This window comes from bacterium, assembly GCA_040756715.1.
In the GTDB taxonomy this organism is placed as follows: domain Bacteria; phylum UBA9089; class UBA9088; order UBA9088; family UBA9088; genus JBFLYE01.
Map to the genome: position 1 here is coordinate 1 of JBFLYE010000079.1, position 2,850 is coordinate 2,850.

The 2,850-nt window shown below is 38.2% G+C and carries 4 protein-coding genes; all 4 read left to right on the forward strand.

Annotated features, from left to right (window positions below; translation table 11 throughout):
• Nucleotides 1-193: DUF5618 family protein (locus AB1397_03180; GenBank protein MEW6481994.1), on the forward strand; the 193-nt coding region annotated here is incomplete at its 5' end.
• 228 nt (nt 194-421) lie between these two features.
• Complete coding sequence (locus tag AB1397_03185; GenBank protein ID MEW6481995.1) at nt 422-1,252, forward strand: hypothetical protein; 831 nt, start codon at nt 422-424, stop codon at nt 1,250-1,252.
• Nucleotides 1,253-1,299: 47 nt separating this feature from the next.
• Nucleotides 1,300-1,527, forward strand: coding sequence for a hypothetical protein (locus tag AB1397_03190; protein MEW6481996.1), 228 nt, complete (start codon nt 1,300-1,302; stop codon nt 1,525-1,527).
• Nucleotides 1,528-1,621: 94 nt separating this feature from the next.
• Nucleotides 1,622-2,782, forward strand: a complete 1,161-nt coding sequence (locus AB1397_03195; GenBank protein ID MEW6481997.1) for a NosD domain-containing protein — start codon at nt 1,622-1,624, stop codon at nt 2,780-2,782.
• Nucleotides 2,783-2,850 lie beyond the last annotated feature (68 nt).

Consider the following 2,850-nt stretch of genomic DNA (forward strand, 5'->3'; position numbering starts at 1 on the left):
GAAATCTGTAAATAGCTATAGGGAAATGTTGCGAAAGCATCTTACAATTCATAATGGGAAGATATTAAAAAGTTTTGAATTTTTATATAAAGAGTTACACATAGCAGGTTATTATAGAGGACTTCTTCACAATGTTGATATGGTCAAGGATGCCTTGAAGGCAACAAAAGACTTTATTGAGAAGATAGGATGAAGGTTTTACCTTGTGAATAACCCAGTCACTACAAAAGAATGGTAAGATGAAAATAAAGGGTTTGTTGATATACAGAGAGAGGATGCAGAACACCTTTATTTTTGCAAAATAAAGCAGAAAGCATCTTTGTCGCAAAAAGCGAAAAGGGTGCTTTTTTGTTTAAGGGGGTGATGTAAAGAAAAAAAGATTATTTTTTAAAAAATTTAAAAATAGGAGGTAAATGAAAAAATGAAAAAGCTATTAGCATTAGCAATTGTAGGATTAGGGGTTGGGCTATCCAACCTTTGGGGAGATGAGCAAGGGGTTATGGAGCTTAAAGGCCCAGAGATTTTGGAGGCAGGAACCTATACCTTTCTCAGTGAGGAGGCGGGCATTGCCGGGTGGATAAATTTGGGTCAGCAAATAGACCTAAGTCAAGCGAAGGGTGTGTTTGTTGGACTTGAGAAGGAAGAGAATGATTATATAATTGGCTCTATCAGACCATCTGGGTATTTAGAGAATGAGAACGCAGAAATACACTGCTTTGTCCATAAGGATGGCTGGATACTCACATACTACACAAAGGATGTTCCGAGAGCAAAGATATTCGATTACAGAGCTTATAAGCAAGACCAATCGAAGGTAGTTACGATGTTGTGGAACGGAATACATAAGGTCTGTGAAGAGATTGGAATAATAACTCCATCTGAAATCAGCTACTATGACTTCAAGCACCCCAATGCGAACCGGCTAATGCTGATAGTTGACGGAAAATGGGAAGAAGGCTGGGAGTTTATGCACCTTACCATACCAAATGAGCCTGGAACACTTACAGTCTATGAGACTTCTTGGTCCCATACTGCTTGGGATAGTGATGGTTCAACGTTTGAAGTTGATGATGTACAGATCAATAACTTCGGATCCGGCGATAATAAATGGCAATGGAGAGAAGATAAGTTCAGCCCATCTTTGAGCTTAGGTGATAAGCACAAGATTGAGCTATGGCATAATGAATATGGGGGATATAAAGAAGGAGAAGCTTTCCTTACCATAGCAATCATCTATTATGAGAAGGAGTAAGGAGATAGAATATCTCCTGAAATGGGTATCTGAGGGCTGTATCAAAAATGCAAAGAGTAAGCGGAATTATTTTGCTTATACTTTTATGGAGTAGTCTATCTTTTTCCTCTTCAATAATTGTAGAGGAGGCGGATACAGTCTGGACAGGAACATTATCTTCTCAAGCAGAGCTTTTAGAGAAGGCAGAGGGTGTAACACCGAAGCTTACAGCAGAGTATTTTGATCTTAGCTCCTTATCTCATTTAAACATTCCATCCCAAGCCTTTCTTAGATAAAGCAGCCATTGTAACACCAAAGCCAATTGGCGAATTCTATGACAATGGCTTTTATAATAACCTGTCTTTAATCCCTCCATCTTTAGAAAGCATATTGTTTTCCATATCCTTTGGCACAATCTCTGGAACAATAAAGGATACCCTCAATAACCCGGTTAGCAATGCACTCATTAGGATAATTTATGGAACAGAAACAATTGCAACAGGAACAACAAACTCAAGTGGAAAATATGCAATCTTTGGCATTGTTGGAGGGGTATATGGAAGTGTAACATACAGCATCGCTGCTTCAAGGGATGGGTTTATACCACAAACAAAAACAGCAAATGCAAAGGCCGGAAAAACTGTTTATTCTGATTTCTCCCTATGGTTTCTTCCTCCTGTCATTACCTCTATTACACCCACACTTGGAACAAATACAGAGGCAATCTTAATAACAATAAAAGGTCTTAATTTTAGAGAAAATGTAAGTGCAAGGCTTACAAAGGACGAGATATTTGAGATAATTGGAAATGTCAGCTATGTAGATACACAAACCTTAAATGCCATTTTTAACCTAAAGGATGTATCGTTGGGAAGCTGGAGCCTTGTGGTTACTAATATTGATGGACAATCATTCACATTTCAAAACTGCTTCTTTGTCTTTGGAACAAAATCGGTTATTCTTGGACCCGTTGTCATCTACGACAATCTTGGTAATTTCATAGGGACATCTTCTCTCATCCAGAAAGGGATAAATTTATGCCCTACAGGCGGCACAGTCTCTGTTCTGGCTGGGACATATAGCGAGGCTATTTATATCAACAAAAGCATTAGCTTAATTGGGACAGGTGCAAATGCCTGCACCATCACAGCCACGGGATTGGGGAATACAAATACAGTAACCTTTAATGGAACATCTTGTAATGGCGTCATTAGAGGCTTTAGCATTACCGGAGCAGGAGGAAATTATTCTTCTGGCAATGGAATATATTGTATAAATGGTGCGAACCCAAGTATCACCAATAATATCATCTTAAAGAATGCTTGGGAAGGTATTTACTGTGACAGCTCTTCGCCAATTATTACCGACAATACAATCTCTAAAAATCAAAGGAATGGGATTGGATGCTGGAATTCTTCATCTCCAACAATTACAAACAACACAATTTCACAAAATAATTCTGTTGGCATCTCTTCCTGGTATTCTTCCTCTCCAACCATTGTCAAGTCATTTTCGCCAAAAATTTTCTCTCCATATCAAAACCTCAAGTAATTGCCCCATAATACATATATTATCCTAAGTTTTGTAGTGCCGACTATCAAAAAATCCCTTGACATATT

Bases quoted from the DNA above. Each gene is read 5' to 3' on its own strand.
- AB1397_03185 (MEW6481995.1), top strand. From the start codon at position 422: ATGAAAAAGCTATTAGCATTAGCAATTGTAGGATTAGGGGTTGGGCTA.
- AB1397_03190 (MEW6481996.1), top strand. From the start codon at position 1,300: ATGCAAAGAGTAAGCGGAATTATTTTGCTTATACTTTTATGGAGTAGT.